Consider the following 19,328-nt stretch of genomic DNA (forward strand, 5'->3'; position numbering starts at 1 on the left):
TGACCGCGCAGGTCAGCGCGGCCGTGGGGAAATACAAAGCGGAGGTTGAGGGCAAGAAATTCCCGGCAAAAAAGCATTGTTATGAATGAATCAACCGGATTTTTCAATCATCCGCATGGTTCGCCGGCCGCAATTGTGGTCGCGGCAAGCAACTCCATGTGGAAAGACAAGGCCGATATTGTTTGCGCCGGCGTTGATGATCAGGAGCAAATCCAGGCGGCCATTGATGCGTTGCCACCCGGCGGCGGCAGAGTTGAACTGCTTGACGGCCGGTTCAATATATCCATGCCGATAAAGATCGCAAAAAAATGCCGGCTGATTGGGCAAGGGGATCATTCCGTTTTGTTCCTGGCGCGCGCGCCGGTCAGCTTGTTATCATCCGGCGCCGGGAAGGGGCAGCCGGTCCTTAATCTGGTTGACGCGGTCGGATTCAGGGCGCAGATGCAAATCACCATCGTGGGGCCGGAAAATCGCACTGCGATGAATATTCAATCCGTCGGAGACAACAAGCTGGTGCTTGATGGCAATCTGCCGGTTGGGTATACCGCCCAAAGCCGGGCCAGGGTTTGGGCGACATTTCCACTCGTGAATATTTGCGGCGCGGACGGCGTTGTGCTTCGGAATCTCGCGATTGACGGCAACCGCAAAGAACAGGTTGTTTTTGAATTTATCGGCGATAGTTACACGAAAGGAGGCACCGGTTTCTACGAAGCATGCCATGCGATTCACGTCTGCGATGGCAGTAAAAACATTACGATAAAAAATTGCCGAATTTATAACACGCAGGCCGAAGGCATCCTTGCGAATAACGCAGGGCCGAATTTGACCTTTGCCGGTAATCGGCTGGAAGATATTGGCGATAAGGGCATTTGCATCGTAAGGACGCCTGGCCCGGGTATTATCAGCGGAAATTATATCAGAGGAACGGGAAAGAGCGCCAACTTTGTCCCGCACACGCATATTTGGGGATGGGGTGATTGCGTCAATGTCCATCCTCCTTCAGGCGCGGGATGGGTGATAACAAACAATATTTTTCAGGAGGCGCTGCGAAGCGGGATTCGCGCGACAGGCTGCTCGCATTCAATCATATCAAATAATTTCGTGAGTGATTGCGGGGATTCCGGCATCATCGTCAATGCCCGTCACCAAAACACCATTGCCGGCAATTCCGTGTTTCGTAATGCCGACGGCATAACGATCGCGTTTGCTTCCCGGGTGAACTGTCAGAATGGCGGAACGATTGTAACGGGCAATATAATTGACCAGAACCGACGTAACGGCGTTATGTTTTGCGGCGCCCGGCACAGTCTTATTCAGGGGAATACCATCACGAATAACGGCAGACACGGCATTTTTATAACCAACCGCGCCTACGATATTTCCCAGGAACAGGAGCGGTGGCCGGAATACCCCGTGCGGGGCGGAGGGAATCCGGACCGGATCATCGTTTCCAGCAATATTGTCAGCGGGAATTCACAAGCTAAAGATAAATCCTACGATAATATCCATGTTAATAGTTCAAGCAATATCCTTGTTGCCGGGAACATCTGCGACGGGGGCGAATCGGAGTGCAAACCGGGATGCGATTTGCGCGTTCTTGAAAATTGCCGAGAGGTCACAGTCAAGGACAACCGTACCGGAACAACCGGCGAATGAGTCCCTGACAAGGCTTGTGGTTGTCCATGCAAATAATCAATTCGCCTGAAATCATGCAAAAAACGGCGCTTGAATTGCGCAGCCAGGGACGCACTATCGGATTCGTGCCAACCATGGGTTTCCTTCATGCCGGCCACATTTCCCTCGTCAAAGAAGCGCGCCGGTCAGCGGATATTGTTGTCCTGAGCATCTTTGTTAATCCGCTCCAGTTCGGGCCGCGGGAGGATTTCAAGACGTATCCGCGCGATCTTGCGCGGGACGGCGAGTTATGCCGGCAAAACGGCGTGGATATCCTCTTTAACCCGTCAGCGGCGGATATGTATGCGCGTGACAATGCTGTTTTTATGGATGAAAATGATTTATCAAAACAGCTTTGCGGCAAGTTTCGGGAAAATCATTTCCGCGGCGTCCTGACCGTGGTCGCCAAGCTCTTCAATATTGTTTTGCCGGACGCGGCGGTCTTCGGACAGAAGGACGCCCAGCAGGCCATGCTCATCCGGCGCATGATCCGTGATTTTAATTTTCCGGTTAAAATGGTCGTGGCCCCTATCGCGCGCGAAACGGACGGACTGGCGATGAGTTCGCGCAATGCTTGCCTCAGCCCGGAGGAAAGGCGCGCCGCGGTCTGTCTGAGCGCGGCGCTCAGACAAGCCCGCCGCCTTTATCGCGCGGGCGAACGCGATGTTTTGGTTCTCAAGGCGGCCATGTTTGATCTTGTCGCGCGGGGCAAGCCGGCCGCCATTGATTATATTGAAATTGCGGGCGCGGTTGATCTCAAGCCATTGGATAAAATCGGCGATGAAAACGTTCTGATTGCGCTTGCGGTCCGCATTGGCAATGTCCGTTTGATTGACAATCTTCCGCTCCCCGACGACCGCTTGGGCAACTTGTCCGGTGCTTGACAGGTATCGCCGATTGGCCATACATTGTAAATGCATATCGGAAAAACCTGATAAATTTAGTTGTAGAGGTAAATATGTTTGATGGTCATATCCATGTCAGACCCGGTCATGCCGGGCGTAAATCTTTAATCCGGAAAATGCGGCAGGCCGGCGTGGGTGGCGGCATTCTGCTGTCTCAGTCGCCGCATTGCGCCGCATCCGCGGGAACAATCAAAACCTGGCGGGAACGTCTGGATCATGTCCTGGAATGGTGTTGCCTTTCCCGTGAGTTTTATCCGTTTTTCTGGATAGACCCCCTGGAAAATGATGCTTTGCGTCAGGCGCAGGCGGCGGTGGAGCGGGGGATTAACGGGTTCAAGGTCATTTGCGATTATTTTGAGCCGGGCGACCGCCGGGCCATGAAAATCTTTCAGGCGATTGCCGAGACCAAGCGTCCGATCTTATTTCATTCCGGAATTTTATGGGACGGCAAGCCCTCATCCGTTTACAACCGACCGGTGCTTTTTGAAGCGTTATTGCGGGTGCGGGGATTGAAATTCTCCCTGGCGCATATATCCTGGCCGTGGTGTGACGAGTTGCTGGCCGTGTATGGAAAATTTCTGGCGGCGTATACCAGCCGGCCGGAACTGGATGTTGAGCTTTTTATTGACGTAACGCCCGGCACGCCGGAAATCTACCGGCGCGAGGCGTTGTATAAATTGTTCAAGATCGGATACGATGTTGAAAACAACGTGATTTTTGGTTCGGACTGTTCGGCGAATGATTACAATTTTTCCTGGGTTAAAAAATGGGTTCAATATGACCGCCGAATCATGAGGTCGCTTGGCGTTTCGTCCCGGACTATGGGGAAAGTATTCGGCGGCAACGCGCGGCGGTTCCTCGGTTTGACATCCGCAAGGGTCTTGAAAAAATCTTTGCGCGTTGCGGAATGATTCAATCCTGCTTCCAATTGCCGGTGCATGGCTTTGATAATTTTTTTTTCGCGCTGTTCCGCGCGATTATTGCCGGCATTTTTTTCCCACAGAAACATTAAGGGCTGCCCGCCTTGCGGCGCGGCAGCCCTTAATAAATTACTCTCTCTTGTTAACGCTTCTTTTGCCTTACCAGTTGGCGTTGACGACAACCATGACCGGCAGCGAGTTCTGCGTGGCGATATTGATCACGCCGACCTGCAAGCCGTCCAATTCATCGCAATAGTTGATTGCGCCGAACTGGAATCCCTTGACCTTGCTGGCGACGTTGATCGCCGACCACTGGGCGCCGTCCACTTCGCTGGCATAGTTAATGCCAAGCAGCGGGAGAACGCACTGGGCGCCTTTAACCGCGCCGCCGGCAATGTTGATACCGGCCACAAGGGCCTGGGCGCCGTTGGCGTCGCCGTTGGCGAAGTTAACACCGGCTGCGGCAAACTGCGCGCCGCTGATGCTGTCGGCGGCGTTAAGCCCGGCCGCGACAACCTGCGCGTCAGACTTGTCGCCGGCCCAGTTGATGCCGGCCGCGCTGATCTGGACGCCGGAAGCGGACTCGCCGGCATAGTTAATGCCGAACGCGTTGATCTGGTTGTCAACCGATTCGCTGGCAAGGTTCACGCCGGCGGCCACAAGCTGGCCGGCGCTGACGGTGCCGAGGGAAAGGTTGATGCCGGCCGCGGAAAGCTGAACGTCGGCGTCACCGCCGGCATAGTTCAAACCGGCCGCGACTGCCTGCACACCGGCTTGCACTTCGGTGATCCAGTTGATGCCGGCCGCGGAAAGCTGATTGTCGCCATCGGCCCCGACATAGTTGATACCGAATATATTAACCTGGCCGCCGTCCATTTTATCCATGACGACGTTGACGCCCGCGGCGGTTTCCTGCCAGCCGGCGCTTGCGCCGCCGACATAGTTCACGCCGACGGGAGCCGCCTGATGGCCGCTGAATGCCTCGCCAATGCCGTTAATTATACCCAGCTGGAATCCGCTGGCTTGGCCTTCAACTATATTTACGACGCCGATTTCGGCGCCGTTCAGGTTGCCGGTGGCATGGTTAATGATACCGATGTCCATGCCGGACACGTCCGTGTTCTGCCCGTAAATGAGATTGATCCGCAGGCCGTCAATGGCACGATCGGCATTCTGGATCTGAACGGGCGTAACCAGAGAGAGTTGGAAGTTACCAGCATCTGAAACAGGCTGCGCCGCCGGTGTGGCCGTCTGGGCTCCTGCGGTCAGGGCCAGAGACACCAGAACACATCCCGCCAAATGCAAACGGCTTAACTTCATGGTTTATCCTCCTTTTTTTTGTTTATCACGCGCGGGCGTGATTTGCTTTAGAGTCGCTTTTGGCGACCATCGTTTCCGTTGTTTTTGAAATAACATACTACCTTACCGCTGAAATGCAAGAAAAAAAATATTTTTTTTTACCTCCTTTGTTTAATTAGTATACAACAGTTTTGCTAAGAAGTTTTTCGCCGGAGGCGGCGCCTCCGGCGGTCGCTTGCGGATAAACGGTAGCTTCTGCAGGCTGAAATGCAAGCTTTTTTTTTCTTTTTTTTGTCAGGGGGATATTATACAATCAAAAAAAACAACAACCATGCACAGCCTGAAAATTTTTATCGTTGAGGACGAGCGGATCGTGGCGTTGGACCTGCAGAACAGGCTGGCGCGCCTCGGCCATGAAATTATCGGCAATTTCGCCTCGGCGGGGGAAACATTAGAAAGGATGAAAACGCTCCGTCCGGACCTTGTGCTCACGGATATTAAGCTCGGCGCCGGCATGGACGGGATTGAGCTGGCCCGTGCTGTGCGTGAGCAATACGGCTTGCCGGTTGTTTTTGCGACCGCCTATTCGGACGATCAAACGCTGGCCCGCGTCAAAGCCAGCGGCGCCTGCGGTTTTATTACCAAGCCTTTTACGGATGCCGAGCTCCAGGCTACCATTGAGATCGGCGTTCATGAGCACGACTTGGCGGCAAAGCTGGAGCAAAGCGAGCGGCAATACCGCCGTTTGTTTGACGATGCGCCCGTCGGTTACCACGAGATAGATCTCATGGGCAATCTGGTGCGGGTTAATCGGGCGGAACTGGAAATGCTTGGATATACCGCCGCCGAAATGATCGGGCGGCCGGTTTGGGAGTTTCTGCGCGAGAGCGGCCCGGCCCGCGAGATGATCGCCGGGAAACTAAGCAAGGGAAAAATAAATCCCCGCCCTTTTGAAACAAATTATCTGCGCCGCGACGGCGTTTCGCTTCCTGTCCTGGAGAAGGATTATTCCATCTGTTCGGGCAACGGAGAATTTCTCGGGATACTCAGCACTATTCAGGATCTATCGTTGTTAAAAGAGGAGCAGGCGAAACGGATGTCGCTTGAAGCAAGCCTGCGACGGGCCGAGAAACTGGAAAGCCTTGCCGCCATGGCCGGCGGTCTGGCGCATGAATTGAACAATCAGCTGATGGCCGTTCAGGGGAATGCGGCCCTGGCCCTGCTGAACCAGTCCCCCGATGCCGGAGAGGCGCGTGAATATCTCCAGAACGTTCTGACGGCGTGCCAGCGGTCAACAATGGTGCTGAAACAACTGCTGGTTTGCGCCGGCATGGATAAGGGTGAATTCAGTCCGGTTAATCTTTCGGAAATTGCCGTTGATACGGTTGCCTCCTTGAAAGAGCTTGCCGCCGGCAATGCGAAACTGCATTTACGCCTGGAAAAAAATCTGCCGCCGATCAACGGCAATGCCGCTCAGTTGAAACAGTTGTTCTCCATTCTGGTCGCCAACTCGCTGGATGCCGTCAGGGGGAAAGGCGGAGGAACGGGAGGGATTATTCAAATTGAAACGGGGATTGTCCGGCGGCATAAAAACGGGAGTAACGGTGAAATCATTCTGCGCGCCGGCCCCTCTGCGCCCGGCCGGCGCTGTTATTTGAGCGTTACGGACAACGGACACGGCATGGACGCGGCCACCCGCTCAAAATTGTTTGATCCCTTTTTTAGCACCAAGGGGGTCGGCCGCGGACTAGGATTGTCAGCCGCGCTGGGCATAGTGAAAAACCATGCGGGCGACATCATGGTGAAAACCGCGTCGGACGGCGGGACAACGGTGCGGATTGTTCTGCCCTGCGTGAAGACCGGAAGGAAATAAAAAAACATTGTATTAAAATCTTTTATTGGTTATAAGAAAGCGAGATTTGCCATGAAAAACATGAATCCATTGCGGCTGACCGGCCGGGGCGCCGCTGTCCTGATTGCGGCGGTCTTTTTCGCGGCGGGTTGTTCCCGGCAGGTTGCGCGGCTTGATGAGCGCGATTTTCATGACCCGTTGCTCCGCAAGGCGCAGTCCCGCATCCGCCAGGGCGACAAGGATGGCGCCGTTGCGTCCCTGCACAAGGCGCTGGAAAGAAAACCGGAACTAGCGCAGGCCCATCTGGAACTGGCGTTGCTTTATGATGATTATAAAAAGGATTACGTCGGGGCAATTTATCACTACCAGCGCTATCTTGAGAGGCGTCCCGAAACCCAGAAGCGCCGGTTGATTGAGGATTTGATCCGCAAGGCGAAGATGTCCTTTGCCGCTTCGGTTTCGGACCAGTTTCCGGAAGCGGAGAAAAAACTGCTGGCTCTGGAGGAAGAAAATCGCCGCTTGAAAATCAGTTTGCGCGAGGTGCGGGAAAATATGGCCAAGCTTCTCGCCGGCGGGGAAAAGCCGCCGGTTGCATCCGCGTCCCGTCCGCCTGTGAAAAATCAGCCGGGCGGGCAATTCCCGCCGTCCGCGGCGGATTCCACGGTGTATTATGTCCAGGAAGGGGACACGCTTTCTTTGATTGCCGCCAGATTTTACCGTAACCCGAGAAAATGGAATGTGATTTTTGAGGCCAACCGCGCGCAGTTGCCGACCCCCGAACGGCTGCGGAACGGACAGGCCCTGATCATCCCCGCCTTGGTTCCGCCGGCCGGGGGAAATCCAGCCGGGGCCGTTCCCTGACCGGACTGCGCCGGAGCGTTTCCCCCGGGCGGGGACGATGGAGCTGATTGTTTGTTAAGTAAAAAACACAGGAGACACAAAATGGGAAATACAGATTTCATTGACGACGATTTGATTCAACGCCGGGACCAGGTGAAGGAAGTGAAAATGGGGCCGGGACGCGACGTTCCGGCGGCGAGCGCAATCCCGAACACGGAAGCTGTGCCGGCTGAGGAATTGAATCTAACCCCCCTTGCGAAAAGAAAGGAAGAAATCAACAGCAAAATGGCGACCAAGCTGGACGAACTGGAGCGGCTGCGCGCCCGGCAGAACGCGCTGGAACAGGAAAAGACCGCCCTTGAACATCTCCGCAGCGGCCAGGAAAAATACGAGGCCGGCAAAAGAGAAATGATTGATAACCTTGAAAAAAGCCTGGTCCTGATGGAACGCGAGGACGTTGTCCTGAACCAGCGCCTGGCGCTCTTGACCGATACGGCCGGCCATTTCAAGGAAATGCTCAAAGAACTGCGCGGTTTCAATGAGGAGCGGTGGCCGACCGACAGCGCGGGGTTAAGGGACGAATTAAACAGGACTCTGACTATTATTGACAACGTCCGCAAGGAGTATAACCTGTCCTGCGCGCGGCTGGAAGCGGCCAAGGAAGCCGGAAATCAGGATGCGCTGTCCAGTCAGCTGCTTCTGGAAGAATCGCTTGCCGCCGCCAAGAGGCCGCGTAGTTTCGGCGACTGGTTCAAAGTCGGATTTGCGGTCAGCCTGCCGTTGATTATCATGCTGGCCGCGTTGATGGCGGTATTGTTAATGGAACGCATCTGAGGCAATAGCCCAAACCCGGAAAATGATTTTCAGCCGTAAAAAAACGTCGGCCGTTGACCGTCGCCTGGAAGAATTGCGGCGCGAAATGTCAAAAGTCGGCGCGGAAATCAAATCGCTGGCGCGCCATAAAAAACCGGCCGGCGCGTCCGGCGCGCCGCGTTCCGCCGGAATTCATTCGGCCGGGGCCGTTCCGCCGGCGTCCGGCGGCAATGAGGCGGCGTCCGTCTTGCCATTCCCGGAAGCCGGAAGGCGGCGGCCGGAACAGGACGGGGCAATTCCCGGGGAACAGGAAAACGGGCCGTCCCGGCCGTTTTTTGCGCCGGATATCTCGGCGGCGAACGGCGGCGATCTGCCTCTCTTTGAAGACCGCAAATCCATTTCGGGGACCGGCCGCGAAAAATTCGCGAATTATTTCATGGCCGGTCATTTTTCCAATCTGCGTCCGTTGCGCCAGGAAAAAAGGATTGTCAAAAACAAGGCCATTATCATGGTCATCCTGGTCGTGCTGGCGCTGGTCTGGCTTATCTTTTTCCTGCAATGAATGCGGGAATTCAAAACGCAACCGAAAAACATCGCCGGATGCATGCCCTTGGGCCGGACTCGCCCATAATACCCGCCGCGGTTGTGTTTCCCGGTCATACAATCAGCGGCGCGGATGCCGCGCTCAAACTGATTGCGGAATGCGCCCGTTTTGGAAAACGAGGCGTGATCGTGCACGGCCGTTCCCTGGCGCAAAGCGGCAAATTGAAGAGCATTCTGGATAAGACTCCGGCCGGCCTCCAAATCGCCTGCCGCGGACACGGCGGCGGCGAGCCGACGCTTTCTCATTTGAAAGACGCCCTGGCGTTTACGAGGGAATGCCGCGCCGACTGGATAGCCGGCGTGGGCGGGGGCAGCGTGCTGGATTTGGCCAAGGCGTGCGCCGGCCTTTTTAAGGCCGGGAAGGAATTGGAGGCTTATCATGACGGCGCGCCGATTGAGACGCCCGGCATCCCGTTTGCCGCCGTGCCGGCCACCGCCGGCACGGGTTCGGAAGCGACCATCAATTCCGTTCTGACGAACACGGAAAAGCGCCGGAAACAATCAATCAAAAACCCGCTCCTGATCGCCAGGCTCGTAATTCTTGATCACGTTTTGCTGGAATCTTGCCCGAAACAAACGATCGCTTATGCCGGCCTGGACGCTTTTACCCAGGCGATAGAAGCCTATACCAGCCGCATGGCCTGCTGGCTGAGCGACCAGCTCGGGCTGAAGGCGATCGGTCTTATTGCCGCCAACCTTGAAAAAGTTTATCGCGGCGGAGGGCGCGCGGCCGGAAAGGGACTGCTCCTGGGCAGTTACCTGGCCGGTCTTTCCTTTTCCATGGCGCGTCTGGGCGTGGTGCACGGCCTGGCGCACCCGCTCGGGGTCCGGTATCATGCCCCGCATGGCTTGGTTTGCGGCGTCTGTCTGCCGCATGCCATTGAATTAAACCGGCCGGCAATGGGCGGGAAATATGAAGTCATGAGCCGGACAATCGGCGGCGATCTGCTTGTTTTTACGCGCCGCTTGCTGGAACGTTTTAAAATTGCCTCGCCGTTCAAGGGCAAGGAAATTATCGCGAAGGAAACGGTAATCCGCGAGACCCTGAAATCATGGTCGACCGCGGCCAATGCCAAGCCCGTGACCGCAACCGACGTGGAATTTTTGCTGAAAAGACTGTTTGATAAGATATACGTTTGATAAGATATACTGTTGAGGTAAAATTATGAAGGTGATTTTTGTCGGCACGGCGCCCTGCACGCCGGATATCGGGAAAGAGGCCGCCTCTTTCATGATCAACAAGAATATCCTGGTGGACACCGGCTGGTGCAATGTGCTGAAGATGCGCGAATATGGGCTGGATGCCGCCGATATTAAATATCTTGTCCTGACGCACCTGCACCAGGACCATTATCTGGGCCTGCCGCATTTGTTGTTTTATTTATGGAGCCGCAGATCCGCCGGCAAGGCCGTTTGTCCCCTGACGATTGTCGGTCCTTCCCGGAATGTGTGTGAAATTGTGGAGACAAGCAAAAAATTTCTTCAGTGGGAACGGTTTCCCGAGCTTGTGATAGATATTGATGTTGTCCCGATTGTTCCGGGGGAAACATACACGGGCGATGATTTTATTCTTGAAACGATTGCGGCCAAACATGTTTCCGGCGGTAAAGTGGCCGCGGAAGCCTTGGCCGGCAAAATCACTTATCCGGCCGCGGGAAATACGATGGTCTTCAGCGGGGACACCTCGTTCCATCCGCCGCTGGCCGAATTTGCGCGGAAAACGCCCCTGCTCATTCATGACGCGGCTCACAGCGCTCCGGAGGAAGCCGCCCAAATAGCGAAAATGGCCGGGGCGGAGCGGTTGTATCTGATTCATGGCCAGCAGAAGGAGGAGATGCTGGATGATGTTCGGCGCATATTTCCGAAAACGTTTATCGCAAGGGAAGGGTTGGCGGTTGATTTTTAATATGAAGACAAAAATATATCTGATCGGAACGGCTTCCGGCATACCGACTTGGAACCGCTACACGGAGTCGGTCGCGCTTAAGATCGGCGACAATCTGTACCTTCTGGATGCCGGCGAACCGTGCAGCGCCTCCATGGTGCGGCTCGGGATAAATTACAACAGAATCAGGGCGGTCTTTATATCCCATATGGATCCAGACCATTTTGCCGGACTTCCCATGCTCATCCAGACCATGGAGCTCTCGCAGAAAAGGAATGGATTGCCGCTGAAAATATTCCTTCCTCCCAAAGCCTGCCGGCCGGTGAAAGAATATTTGCGGATGATGTATCTTATGCCCGAGACCCTTTCGTTTAAACTGGAGTTTATACCGCTGAAAGAAGGAGAAATTTACAAAAACGCAAAAACATCTTTCTCCGTTCATCGCACCAATCACCTGAAACGTCGCTTCATATCAAGAAAAAATATGGCGCCGGTGCCGACCGATAGTTTTGCTTTTTCCGCGACCATGCCGGACAAAAGACGGTTGGTTTATACGGGGGATATTGCCGGGCCGCGCGATCTGGATGCCTTTATTGATAAGACAGATTTATTGTTGGTTGAACTAGCCCACTTTAGACCGGAGGATCTCTTTGCCTGCTTGGCCGGCAAAAAAGTCGGCAAGATTGTCTGTCTCCATATTCATCCAGACTGGAACGATCGCGAAAAGGAAATTCTGCGTCTCGGCCGGAAATATCTGAAAAAAAACGTCATTATCGGGACGGATGGGATGAAAATTGGGTTTTGATCAGAGAATGGGAATCTTGCCGCAAGGATGCGCAAAATTCACAAGATAGTCTTGCCGCCATACCATGGCGACTCCGGTTTCATTTCCCGTAGTCCTTCATAGAATGAAAGCATCCTTTGCGCTCTGCTTGCGCTTTTTGCGGCTAAAAATTTAAAATCCCCGGTTCTGGATCAAACGGGCGAGTTCCTGCTGGAAGGCCTGCAAATCGTCCTGGCTTGGCCGGTAACCGGCATTCCCGGCTGACAGCGCCAGGCGTCCGAACTGGTCCAGGGACCAGGCGGCCGTTTCGCCGTCGCTGAAGGTTACCTTTCCGCTGACGATCGCCCCGGCTTTTACGACGCGGTCAAGTTCCACGCTTACGCCGCCGGGCGCGGCCTTTTCTTCGGGGACTTCGTCTTCTGCGCCGGCGGAGGACGGTTTTGAGAGATCAATGTCCGCCGGCGCGGCCGGCGTTTTTTCCTTGATGTCCAGGTTCAGATCCAGGACGAGGAAACGGGTTTCCATGAAAGTGACCGGGATTTTGAGCTCTTCCTTGATTTTTTTCTGGATTTCCGGGAGCGTTGCGCCCGCGGTTACCCATTGCCGCACCAGTTCTTTCTGTTCTTGATTCAATTGTGTCATGATTTCTGTCCGCCTGATAAAAAAATTCGGTTAAGGATTTGCCGGTTACAATGCCAGAAAGAATCAGTTTCGTCAAGCCCCGCGGCCTTGGGATATTTTCTTCTGAGGCCGTGGGCCCGTAGCGGGTTGATGAGAATAACTCCGGAAATTACCCGGCATGCCAGGGTCAAGACCGGGCCGCGGCGGGGTTTCCCGGGATCAATTTCAAGGCACGCGAAAATTTTTCGGCAGGGGGAAGGCGTTTTCAATATGGCGGACAACCGGCTGCCGGCCGTCCGGATGTCCGATAATTTCAACGACGTCAAAACGGAAACTGGCCGGCTGTTTTTTGAGTTTTTTAAGGTAGCGGACGGCCGCCCGGGACATGCGAAAGCGTTTTTGGCGGTCAACCGCCGCGAGCGGCCGGCCGAATTCCTCGTTAAGGCGGGTTTTGACCTCAATGAAAACAAGCATGTTGCCGGAACGCGCAATCAGGTCAATTTCGTCCCGCGGTCCCACGCGGGTCCGCCGGCCGAGAATTTTGTATCCTTTCGCTTGCAGGATGCTTTCCGCTTCGCGTTCGCCCCACAGCCCGCTGCGCTGGCGCGGCGTCATGCGCGCTCTGCGGCGGGTTACAAGGGATACAATGCGTTTCCACATGGGTTCTCAATCCGGCTTGTCCGGATTAAAGTTCAGGGCAAAAAAGCTCTTTCCTGTTGCGCAGGTTTTCTATCTCGCGCACCGGCCGGAAGGAACGCCGGTGATGCTCGGTCGGGCCGTATTTCAATAATGCCTGGATGTGGGCGGGAGTGCCGTAACCTTTATGGCGGCCGAAGCCGTATTCCGGGCGCCAGCGGTCAAGCTCCAGCATCCATTGGTCGCGCACGACTTTGGCGATTACACTGGCCGCGGCAACGGAAAGGCTGCGCGCATCCCCCTTGATCACCGCCGTTGAAGGGCAGGGCAGGCCTGCGACCGGCCGGCCGTCAACAATGGCATGATCCGGCGGCGAACAGAGGCCGGACAGGGCGCGGCCCATGGTAACGTGCGTGGCGGAAAGGATGTTGATTTTATCAATCTCGGTTGCATTGCCGAAACCAATCCCGATTTCAACTTCCGGCGACTGGGTGAGCAGGGCAAAGAAATGGTTCCGCTGGTTTTCCGATAATTGCTTGGAGTCGGTGAGGCTTGCGAAGAGGTCTCCCCGTTTCTTTTCAATGTAATCGCGGGCGAACACAACCGCGGCGGCCACCACGGGGCCGGCCAGCGGGCCGCGGCCGACTTCGTCCACTCCGGCGATGCGCCGGCATCCCTTGGCCCAGAACTGATGTTCAAATTCCAGCAAGTCGGACGTAAACCCTGCCTCCTTAAGCTTCGGCGCTGGCCAAGCGGGCCTGTTTTCCGGTGCGTTTGCGGAGATAATAGAGCTTGGCCCGTCTGGCTTTGCCTGAAAACTCAACTTTAATGGCGGTGATGTTGGGGGAATGAAGCGGGAATATGCGTTCCACGTCCTCGCCAAAAGAAGTTTTCCGGACGGTAATGGTTGCGGTTGCGCCCGAGCCGTGCCGGGCGATGAGGATTCCGGAATAAGCCTGCACGCGTTCCTTGTCGCCCTCCTTGATTTTTACCGAGACCCGGATGGTGTCCCCGATCTGGAACGGCGGATGCTTGATCTTGGAGCGGTTTTCAGCGTCAATTTTAGCGGTGATATCAGAAGCCATGTTTTTCCTCTTTCCTCTGGTTGTTCAGCCGGCCAATTAATCTACATTTTTTATGCGATCGGTCAAGCAGTTATTTTGTCCGGTTTCGCGGGCGGGGGGCGTTTTGACCGCGCCGCCTGCGGCCAGGTCGGGCCGCCGCGCGCGCGTCCTGGCCCGCGACTGTTCTTTTCGCCAGCGCTCTATTTCCGCATGGTTGCCCGAGAGCAGGACCGGCGGCACTTTCATTCCGCGGAATACCTCCGGCCGCGTGTATTGCGGATGTTCCAATGCATACTCTCCGAAAGAATCCATGGCGGCCGATTCTTCCGCCCCGAGGACGTTCGGCAGGAGGCGCACGATGGCGTCAATCACGACCGCCGCCGCCAGCGCGCCGTTGGTCAGGACGTAATCCCCGATTGAAATCTCGTCGGTAACGAGCGCCTGGCTGACGCGCTCGTCCACGCCCTCGTAATTGCCGCAGATAAAAATCAGATGGCCGGCGCCGCCCAGGGCGCGGGCTTCCGCCTGGTTGAAGACCCTTCCCTGGGGCGACATTAATATGACGCGCGCCTCCTGCGTTTTTATCGATTCCACCGCCTTGAATACCGGCTCGGGCTTGATGACCATTCCCGGACCGCCGCCGTAGGGGCGGTCGTCAACCGTCTGGTGCCGGTCGCCGGTGAAATCCCTCATGTTGATGATGTTGTAAATCACCGCCTGTTTTTCGGCGGCGCGTTTCAAAATGCTTTCGGCCAGAAATGCCGACAGGATTTTCGGAAAGATGGTGATAACATCAATTCTGAGCGGTGGCTGCATAACGGAACGCGGGGCACAAAAAGGCGCGCAACGCGCAAAGTTTTCCGCAACCCCTGGATTAATGGAACTTGGGATGTTATTCCACAATTTCCAGCATGGATTTCTTTTTTTGCTTTGCCGCCAGCACGCCCAAAAGAGTCCGGATGGCGCCGATGGTTTTGCCGCTGCGGCCGATAATGCGCCCCATATCTTCGCTGTTGCAGCGCACTTCAAAAACCACGGTCTGTTGTCCGAGGAACGCGGAGAGCGCCACTTCGTCCGGATAATCGGCCAGAGCCTTCAGGATATTTTCAAGGAAGCTTTTCATGGCTTATCCGCGGCGGCCGGGGCCGGGGAAGCCTCTTTTTGCGGTTCTTCCTTTTTCTCCGCTTTTTTGGCGGGACCCTTTTTTCTCGGTTTCTTGGCGGTGGAACAGGTCAGGCCGCGTCTGGCCTTGTTGACCAGAGTGCGGACAGTGGCTGAAAGCAAAGCCCCTTTGCCCAGCCAGACGTCTATTTTCTCGAGCTTGAGCTGAAAATTGTTCGTTGATTTTTTCGGGTCATACCAGCCGAGCATTTCCAGGTATTTGCCGTCGCGGGGCGCGCGTTCGTCGGTGGCCACGATTCTGAAACAAGGATCGTTGTTTGCCCCGGTCCGGCGGCATCTGATAATAACTGCCATTGATTCCTCCCTTGTATTAAAGTTAGCTAGCTCCGGATTAATACACCATTTGCGGCCCGGCATTCAAGCCTTTTTTTTCGTTGTTCGGCGGCGCGCGGCGTTTTGCGCCGGTTTTACCGCGGTTATCAGGCGGTCGTGTCCGGAACAATCGGGGCGCGCGGCGCTGCGGCTGAACCCGGATGCGGCCAGCAGTTGCCGGACTTGCGGCCATTGGTCAAAGCCGATTTCCATGAATAAAAAACCGCCGGGTTTCAATATCTCATAAGATTTTTTAACAAGCGGACGGATGACCCGCAGGCCGTCCGCTCCGCCGTCCAGCGCCGCGCGCGGCTCCCAGAGCCGGACATTTTTTTCCAGGTCATGAAAGTCGGCCGTGCGCACGTAGGGCGGGTTGGCTGCGACCGCATCCAGCCCCCGGGGCGCGCGCCAGCCGGCCAGATCGGCCGTAATGAATTTGATGGCATGCGCCACCCCGTGGCGCCGCGCGTTTTCTTCCGCCAGCGCGATGGCCCCGGCGGAAGAGTCAAGCGCGATGTATTTCCCGTTTTTCTTGCGCAATGCCAGAGTGATAATAATGCAGCCGTTGCCCGTGCCGATGTCAATGATGGCGGGCGCGTCCGCCTGCCAGAGCGGTTCAAAGCCGAGGATGCTTTCCACCAGCTCTTCCGTTTCCGGACGCGGGATCAGGGCGCGGCGGTCGCATTTCAAGACATGGCCCATGAAGTCTGTTTTGCCGAGGACATATTGAATCGGCTCATGTTTTTCCAGGCGGCGGATGCCTTGCTCAATTGCAACGGCCCGGGCGGAGGCCAATTTTTCATGCAAGCGCAGAGCCAGTTCAAGGCGCGGACAATTGAAGGCGTCCGCCGCCAGTATTTCCGCGGCAAGTTCCGGCCGGTCAACTCCGGCGGCCTGCAGACGGTTTTTGGATTCATTCAGGATTGCCAGCACTGTTGAGTTCATTTTCAAAAATCGCCCGGCAGTGCCGGGCTGCATTTTCTCTTATGTTATGTTTTTTTGCAGGAGCGCCGCCCCGTTGGCGCAATGATTTTTGAATACCAAAATTCAAAACAATTCATGCTTCCAGTAATTTTTCCAACTGGATGTTTTGCGCGAATTTTTTCTGTTGATAATTTTCGTGGAGAGCCCGCAGGACCGGGGCAAGGCCGCCTTCAATTATTCCGGTTAAATTATAGATTGTCAGGTTGATGCGGTGGTCGGTCAGGCGGTTTTGCGGGAAATTATAGGTGCGGATGCGTTCACTGCGGTCGCCGCTGCCGATTTGCCGGCGGCGCGCATCGCTGGTTTCGGCCTCGCTGGCGCTTTTCCGGGCGGCCAGCAGATGCGAAAGGAGAACCCGCATGGCCTTGGCGCGGTTTTTATGCTGAGATCGTTCCTCCTGGCTGGCGACCACAATGCCGGTCGGCAGGTGGGTGAGGCGCACGGCGGAATCGGTTTTGTTGACGTGCTGTCCGCCGGCGCCGGAGGCGCGGTAGACGTCCACGCGTATATCTTCCGGATTTATTTCTATTGCGTCAAGTTCCTCCGCCTCCGGCAGGACGGCCACGGTGGCGGTGGAAGTGTGGATCCGGCCGTTGGCCTCGGTAAGGGGCACGCGCTGGACGCGGTGGGTGCCGCCTTCATACTGCAAACTGCGGAAAACGTTTTCGCCTTCAATGGAAAAAACCACTTCCTTGTAACCGCCCTTTTCGGAAAGGCTGGCGTTGATGTATTCTGTTTTCCAGCCCTGCTGTTCCGCGTAACGGGCGTACATGCGGGTCAGGTCGCCGGCAAACAGGGCGGCCTCGTCGCCGCCGGTTCCGGCCCTGATTTCCATGATAATGCCGCGATTTTCGTCGGGGTCGGGGGGGTATAGCTCCATGAGCAGTTCCCGGCGCGCGGCTTCGGTTTCCTTTTCCAGCCGGCCCAGATCTTCCCGGGCCAGTTCTTTTATTTCAGCCTCGCTTTTTTCATCGGCAATCATGCGCCGGCATTCGCCGGCTTCCCTCTGCAGGCGCAGGAAAGCGGTTGATTTGTCCTGGATTTTATTCAGGCGCGCATGCGCGCGGACCAGTTCGCGGTATTTCAGGCGGTTGGCGGAGGCGGCGCTGTCGGCCAATTCCGTCTCGCGGAGGGCAATTTTTTCCCGGAGTGTTTTCAGGAATTCATCGTTGATCGCGCTTAAATCCATGTTTCGTGTCGTCCTATGGACGACAAGGCTGATGCAATGTTAACCTGCATCCTCTGGGATGCTAATGAACCGGTAAATACAAAACAGGCCGGGTTGTGTCCGTCCGCGCCCTGCGGCGCGGGCGGCATATCCCCGGCCCCGGAAAAAACTATTTTTTCCCGTAACGTTTGTTGAACTGCTCAACCCGTCCGGCGGCGTCCACGTATTTGGCTGTGCCGGTAAAAAACGGATGACAAGCCGAACAAGTGTTCACTTTTATATCCCTGGCGGTTGAGCGGGTGTGAATCACGTTGCCGCAGATGCAGGTGATCGTGGTTTCCTCATATTTTGGATGTATTTTTTCTTTCATGCCCGGTTTCTCCTGTTTTCAAATGCGGCCAGCATAGCCGATTGCCGAAAAATGGCAAGTTATTTTTATGCGCCCCGAATATCCGCTTGACTTTTTTTTGTCTTTTATTAAATAGTATCTCCACTATGCAACCAGTTGATGTCTGTATTATCGGCGGCGGCATGATCACCCATGATCTGCTTTTGCCGTCTATTTATCACCTGCAGCGCTCAGGTGTTGTCGGTGAAATCAGCGTTTGCGCGCTCAATGCTCCGCCCCTGAAATTTTTAAGCGAATCGCCCGACTTGCGCGGGGCCTTCCCGGGGCAGACTTTCGCGGCCTATCCGGCGCTGGACGCAAATCCCAGTGAAAAATTTCCGGAGCTTTACAAGGAAGCGCTCGCGAAAATGCCGGCGCGCCAGGCGGTGGTGGTGGCCATGCCGGATCAGCTCCATTACCCGGTGGTCATGGAAGCGTTGCGCCATAATCAGAATGTGCTTTGCGTCAAGCCCCTCGTGCTGAAGTATGAGCAGGCGGCGGAGATTGAAAAACTGGCGCTGGAAAAAGGACTCTTTGTCGGGGTTGAATATCATAAACGTTTTGACCGCCGTTCGCTGATCGCCCGGCGCCATTATGCCCTCGGGCATTTTGGCGCTTTCGCGATGGGCGAGGCCAAAATGATAGAACCCTACTTTTACCGCAGTTCAAATTTCCAGAACTGGTTCACCTGCGACAAGACCGACCCCTTTGTCTACGTGGGCTGTCATTACGTTGACCTGGTTTATTTTATCACGGGTTTGAAGCCGGCGGAAGTGTCCGTGGCGGGCGTCAAGGGGAAATTCCCGAACGGCAACGAAGGATACCTCTGGGCCAACGGCCGCGTGCGTTTTGAAAACGGCGCCCTGCTTTCGGTTACGGATGGTCTCGGCTATCCCGATGAAGGCGCCGGCAGTAACGAGCAGTGCCTTGCCATGTTCTGCGAGGGCAACGGCAAAAGCGGCCTGATCGCGCACGACGATCAGTTCCGGGGCGTTATTCACAGTTACCTTGAAGGCATCGGCGTCGCCGGCTCGGTCTATAATTACATCAATCCCGATTTCTACCGGCTGGTTCCCTGGGAAGGCGCCGGCTTCAAGCCGGTCGGTTACGGTTTTGATTCGGTGGCCGCCATTATCAATACCATCGGCCGGATGGAAAACGAAGCCGCCGCTCTCAATGAAGCGCAGGCTTTGAACAGGCGCCGGGAATTTATCCGGGCCGTGGACCGCAAGGGTTTGATCGCCACGCCGGCCAACAGTTATATCAACGAACTGGTGGTGGAAGCGGCGCGGCTTTCCATACTGAACGACGGCGAGCCCGCGCAGATCCATTACGGCGACCGGCCGCATGTGAAATTGCGCGGGAAATGAGAAAAACCAGAAGTCAGTAGTCAGAATT

General features: G+C 55.6%; 23 protein-coding genes. 11 read left to right on the top strand and 12 right to left on the bottom strand.

Features of this window, described 5'->3' with window-relative positions; all coding sequences use genetic code 11:
• The first annotated feature begins 81 nt into the window (after positions 1–81).
• From PHP98_04410 to PHP98_04420, 3 genes are all read left to right on the top strand, one after another.
• The gene (locus tag PHP98_04410; protein ID MDD5482875.1) at positions 82–1,656 is read left to right on the top strand and encodes a right-handed parallel beta-helix repeat-containing protein; all 1,575 of its coding nucleotides are present in this window, start codon (positions 82–84) and stop codon (positions 1,654–1,656) included.
• 26 nt (positions 1,657–1,682) lie between these two features.
• Positions 1,683–2,558, top strand: a complete 876-nt coding sequence (gene panC / locus PHP98_04415; protein MDD5482876.1) for a pantoate--beta-alanine ligase — start codon at positions 1,683–1,685, stop codon at positions 2,556–2,558.
• 74 nt (positions 2,559–2,632) lie between these two features.
• Entirely contained in the window at positions 2,633–3,490 is an 858-nt protein-coding gene (locus PHP98_04420) for an amidohydrolase family protein (protein ID MDD5482877.1), read from the top strand.
• Positions 3,491–3,658: 168 nt separating this feature from the next.
• Here PHP98_04420 and PHP98_04425 read toward each other — a convergent pair whose 3' ends face one another.
• Positions 3,659–4,819, bottom strand: coding sequence for a hypothetical protein (locus PHP98_04425; GenBank protein MDD5482878.1), 1,161 nt, complete (start codon positions 4,817–4,819; stop codon positions 3,659–3,661).
• 310 nt (positions 4,820–5,129) lie between these two features.
• Between PHP98_04425 and PHP98_04430 the strand changes: the two genes are divergently transcribed.
• The 7 genes from PHP98_04430 (at position 5,130) to PHP98_04460 (ending at position 11,596) form a co-directional block, all read left to right on the top strand.
• A complete protein-coding gene (locus PHP98_04430) occupies positions 5,130–6,671 on the top strand; it encodes a response regulator (protein ID MDD5482879.1) in 1,542 nt (513 codons plus the stop codon).
• A 51-nt stretch (positions 6,672–6,722) separates the two neighbouring features.
• Complete coding sequence (locus PHP98_04435; GenBank protein ID MDD5482880.1) at positions 6,723–7,511, top strand: LysM peptidoglycan-binding domain-containing protein; 789 nt, start codon at positions 6,723–6,725, stop codon at positions 7,509–7,511.
• Between the two features lie 81 nt (positions 7,512–7,592).
• Positions 7,593–8,324, top strand: coding sequence for a hypothetical protein (locus PHP98_04440; protein MDD5482881.1), 732 nt, complete (start codon positions 7,593–7,595; stop codon positions 8,322–8,324).
• Positions 8,325–8,346: 22 nt separating this feature from the next.
• The gene (locus tag PHP98_04445; protein ID MDD5482882.1) at positions 8,347–8,865 is read left to right on the top strand and encodes a hypothetical protein; all 519 of its coding nucleotides are present in this window, start codon (positions 8,347–8,349) and stop codon (positions 8,863–8,865) included.
• On the top strand, positions 8,862–10,046 hold the full coding sequence (locus PHP98_04450) for an iron-containing alcohol dehydrogenase (protein ID MDD5482883.1): 1,185 nt from the start codon (positions 8,862–8,864) through the stop codon (positions 10,044–10,046). Before PHP98_04445 ends, PHP98_04450 begins: the two co-directional genes overlap by 4 nt.
• 25 nt (positions 10,047–10,071) lie before the next feature.
• A complete protein-coding gene (locus PHP98_04455; GenBank protein MDD5482884.1) occupies positions 10,072–10,812 on the top strand; it encodes an MBL fold metallo-hydrolase in 741 nt (246 codons plus the stop codon).
• 1 nt (position 10,813) lies between these two features.
• A complete protein-coding gene (locus PHP98_04460) occupies positions 10,814–11,596 on the top strand; it encodes an MBL fold metallo-hydrolase (GenBank protein ID MDD5482885.1) in 783 nt (260 codons plus the stop codon).
• 150 nt (positions 11,597–11,746) lie between these two features.
• On the opposite strand, the gene PHP98_04465 is transcribed toward PHP98_04460, so the two are convergent.
• The 11 genes from PHP98_04465 to rpmE all read right to left on the bottom strand — a co-directional run bounded on the left by PHP98_04465 (position 11,747) and on the right by rpmE (position 17,912).
• A complete protein-coding gene (locus PHP98_04465) occupies positions 11,747–12,217 on the bottom strand; it encodes a hypothetical protein (protein MDD5482886.1) in 471 nt (156 codons plus the stop codon).
• A 204-nt stretch (positions 12,218–12,421) separates the two neighbouring features.
• Positions 12,422–12,856 carry a YraN family protein gene (locus PHP98_04470; protein ID MDD5482887.1) on the bottom strand — a complete coding sequence of 145 codons (435 nt, stop codon included), beginning with the start codon at positions 12,854–12,856 and terminating at the stop codon, positions 12,422–12,424.
• A 25-nt stretch (positions 12,857–12,881) separates the two neighbouring features.
• Positions 12,882–13,541, bottom strand: a complete 660-nt coding sequence (locus PHP98_04475; GenBank protein ID MDD5482888.1) for a ribonuclease HII — start codon at positions 13,539–13,541, stop codon at positions 12,882–12,884.
• A 22-nt stretch (positions 13,542–13,563) separates the two neighbouring features.
• Positions 13,564–13,917 (bottom strand): 50S ribosomal protein L19, encoded by a 354-nt coding sequence (gene rplS / locus PHP98_04480; protein MDD5482889.1) that lies wholly within the window; start codon positions 13,915–13,917, stop codon positions 13,564–13,566.
• A 36-nt stretch (positions 13,918–13,953) separates the two neighbouring features.
• A complete protein-coding gene (trmD, locus tag PHP98_04485; GenBank protein MDD5482890.1) occupies positions 13,954–14,712 on the bottom strand; it encodes a tRNA (guanosine(37)-N1)-methyltransferase TrmD in 759 nt (252 codons plus the stop codon).
• Positions 14,713–14,788: 76 nt separating this feature from the next.
• Positions 14,789–15,019: a KH domain-containing protein gene (locus tag PHP98_04490; protein ID MDD5482891.1), complete on the bottom strand. Its 231-nt coding sequence runs from the start codon at positions 15,017–15,019 to the stop codon at positions 14,789–14,791.
• Complete coding sequence (rpsP, locus tag PHP98_04495) at positions 15,016–15,372, bottom strand: 30S ribosomal protein S16 (protein ID MDD5482892.1); 357 nt, start codon at positions 15,370–15,372, stop codon at positions 15,016–15,018. The genes PHP98_04490 and rpsP overlap by 4 nt, the downstream gene beginning before the upstream one ends.
• 63 nt (positions 15,373–15,435) lie before the next feature.
• Positions 15,436–16,335 carry a peptide chain release factor N(5)-glutamine methyltransferase gene (prmC, locus tag PHP98_04500; GenBank protein MDD5482893.1) on the bottom strand — a complete coding sequence of 300 codons (900 nt, stop codon included), beginning with the start codon at positions 16,333–16,335 and terminating at the stop codon, positions 15,436–15,438.
• Positions 16,304–16,441: a hypothetical protein gene (locus PHP98_04505; protein MDD5482894.1), complete on the bottom strand. Its 138-nt coding sequence runs from the start codon at positions 16,439–16,441 to the stop codon at positions 16,304–16,306. The genes prmC and PHP98_04505 overlap by 32 nt, the downstream gene beginning before the upstream one ends.
• A gap of 6 nt (positions 16,442–16,447) precedes the next feature.
• Positions 16,448–17,563 (bottom strand): peptide chain release factor 1, encoded by a 1,116-nt coding sequence (prfA, locus tag PHP98_04510; protein ID MDD5482895.1) that lies wholly within the window; start codon positions 17,561–17,563, stop codon positions 16,448–16,450.
• A 148-nt stretch (positions 17,564–17,711) separates the two neighbouring features.
• Positions 17,712–17,912 carry a 50S ribosomal protein L31 gene (gene rpmE, locus PHP98_04515; GenBank protein ID MDD5482896.1) on the bottom strand — a complete coding sequence of 67 codons (201 nt, stop codon included), beginning with the start codon at positions 17,910–17,912 and terminating at the stop codon, positions 17,712–17,714.
• A gap of 125 nt (positions 17,913–18,037) precedes the next feature.
• On the opposite strand from rpmE, the gene PHP98_04520 reads away from it, so the two are divergent.
• The gene (locus PHP98_04520; protein MDD5482897.1) at positions 18,038–19,300 is read left to right on the top strand and encodes a Gfo/Idh/MocA family oxidoreductase; all 1,263 of its coding nucleotides are present in this window, start codon (positions 18,038–18,040) and stop codon (positions 19,298–19,300) included.
• Positions 19,301–19,328 lie beyond the last annotated feature (28 nt).

This window comes from Kiritimatiellia bacterium, assembly GCA_028715905.1.
Classification (GTDB): domain Bacteria; phylum Verrucomicrobiota; class Kiritimatiellia; order JAAZAB01; family JAAZAB01; genus JAQUQV01.